At 37.8% G+C, this 2,414-nt stretch carries 2 protein-coding genes; both read left to right on the top strand.

Translation table 11 applies throughout. The features are described from left to right. Positions 1 to 193: 193 nt before the first annotated feature. Positions 194 to 1,396, top strand: a complete 1,203-nt coding sequence (gene istA / locus QZV03_RS11175; protein ID WP_296876799.1) for an IS21 family transposase — start codon at positions 194 to 196, stop codon at positions 1,394 to 1,396. 11 nt (positions 1,397 to 1,407) lie between these two features. Continuing rightward, positions 1,408 to 2,172, top strand: coding sequence for an IS21-like element helper ATPase IstB (gene istB / locus QZV03_RS11180; protein ID WP_296876800.1), 765 nt, complete (start codon positions 1,408 to 1,410; stop codon positions 2,170 to 2,172). The last annotated feature ends 242 nt before the right edge of the window (positions 2,173 to 2,414 follow it).

Below are 2,414 nucleotides of genomic sequence, written 5' to 3' on the forward strand. Positions count from 1 at the left end.
CTTGTATGCTTAGGCAAACATGCCCACAGGGACAGGATTGCCGCTTTGCCGTAAATTCATATGCCGTGGAGGCTCATGTCAAGAGCACCGTGGAATAATTGTAAATGATACTATAAAAATGTACATTTAGTGGAATATAAAAATGTACAATCCAAGCATAAAGTGATAGCCTTTTCATGGGAGGTAAACAACCATGGACAAAGGATTAATCACGCAGCTTCACATACTTAGGTTGAGCGATATTAAACCCAACTTTTCAGAATTAGCTCGTCAGTATGACATTGATCGTAGGACTGTCAAAAAGTATTATGACGGATACGAGGGCAAACCTAAGCATCATAACAAACCAAGCAGACTAGATGAGCATTATGAATTAATTAAAACTAAGCTCTCGCTCAGAGGAGCAAACGTAAGAGCTGTTTACGAATTTATAGTTGATGAAGTAGATACCGGCATCGGTACTTATTCTAACTTCAATAAATATGTCAAATCAAAAGGCTTGAAACCTGTAAAAACTGAAAAAGGTCATCCGCGTTATGAAACAGAAATGGGTGTTCAGGCACAAGTTGATTGGAAGGAAGATGTTACCCTTCACAATCGTTACGGAGAACCATTCACCTTTCAGGTGTTTGATTATAAACTGGGCTATTCTAGATACCCCGTCTTTACTTACAAACTTTATAAAACAAGACAGGATGTATTTGACTGCCTTATAGCATCATTTAAAGCTACAGGCGGTGTACCCAGAGAAATCCTTTTTGACAACATGTCATCTGTTGTTGATCGTGATGGCAAAAAAGCCAACATCAGTAATGAAATGAAGGCTTTTGCCAAGGATATGGGCTTTAAAATAAAGCTTTGCAAACCACGACACGCTTTTACAAAAGGTAAGGTAGAAGCATTAAATAAGTTTCTAGCCTGGTTAGTTCCTTACGAAGGTGAATTTGAAACTGAAGAGGAACTTGTATCGATCCTTAGCAGGATTAATAAAAAGGTATGCGAGCGTGTGTGTGATGAAACCGGTGTTCCACCAATACTTCTTTTTCAAAAAGAAAAGGAATACCTGCAATCATTACCAAGCGATAAAGTCCTTGAATCTTATCTTACCCACGATCGCCAAACCACGGTCAGAAAGGATTCTATGGTCACTTACATGAAAAACAAGTATTCCGTCCCTGCTGAATACATTGGTAAACCAGTAAGACTGAAGGTTTACAATGATTCATTACAGATTTATTATAGCACGGAACTTATTGTTTCGCACAGGTTAAGTGACAAAAGACTTAATTATAAAAAAGAGCACTACACACAGTTACTCTCCGGGTATATGAAAAATGATGACGATATCGCGGCACTTGCTGAGATAAATCTGAGGCAGATGGATGCACTCCTGTAGAAGGAGCAGATATGTCATCATCACAAAAACTACTTAATGGTCTTACAGACCTTGGCATCCAGAAAATGCAGGAGCATCTGGATTACTACATAGAGCTTGTTAACAAAGGCGAAAAATCCTTTAGCGAAGCTCTTGAGGAATTAGTTGAAATCGAAAAGAAAAACAATCAGATCAGGCGTGATATAGCCAATGTCAAAACAGCGAATTTCCCATTTATTAAAACAATGGATGATTTTGATTTCGATTTTCAACCTAATATCAATAAAAAAGAAATGCTTGAACTCTGTAATCTTGGTTTTCTTGATAATCACGAAAACATCCTGTTTGTTGGTTCCAGTGGAGTAGGTAAAACCCACCTGGCAACTGCAATAGGAATCAGTTGTGCAAAGGCGAGAAACATAACTTATTTTATAACATTTGAAAACCTTATGAATCAGCTCAAAGCAGCCCACCATGAGAACAGACTGGAAGCACGGCTTAAGTTTTTTGCAAAGTATAGAGTTCTAATTATTGACGAGATTGGATATATGCCAATCGATATGGATTCAGCTAATCTGTTCTTTCAGCTCATAGCAAGGCGTTATGAAAAGAACAGTACTATAATAACAACTAACACACCATTCTCCAGATGGGGTGAAATATTCGGATCAGCAACTTTAGCAAATGCTGTTCTGGATAGGTTGTTACATCATTCAGCAGTCATATCCATAAAAGGACCGTCATATCGTTTGAAAGATAAACGAGCCTTTTTGGAAGCTCAGGAAGCCGAAGCATAGCATGGATAAATGTACATTTTTATTTTCCACTTTTTGTACATTTTAATATTGACATTTACATATCAAGTCTACGATGATAATTGATGGTGGACATCATGGTATCAGACTTTTGGAAAGGGAGGTACAACCTCATGAAAATTTATGTAGGCATTGATATTGCCAAACTTAACCATTTCGCCGCTGCGATTTCTTCCGACGGTGAAATAATCATTGAGCCGTTCAAATTCACAAATGACGCTGAT

It is taken from the genome of uncultured Methanobrevibacter sp., assembly GCF_902788255.1.
Classification (GTDB): domain Archaea; phylum Methanobacteriota; class Methanobacteria; order Methanobacteriales; family Methanobacteriaceae; genus Methanocatella.

What these genes read in the sequence shown, in the direction of transcription:
- istB (WP_296876800.1), top strand. Translation starts at nt 1,408, where the DNA reads ATGTCATCATCACAAAAACTACTTAATGGTCTTACAGACCTTGGCATC.
- istA (WP_296876799.1), top strand. Translation starts at nt 194, where the DNA reads ATGGACAAAGGATTAATCACGCAGCTTCACATACTTAGGTTGAGCGAT.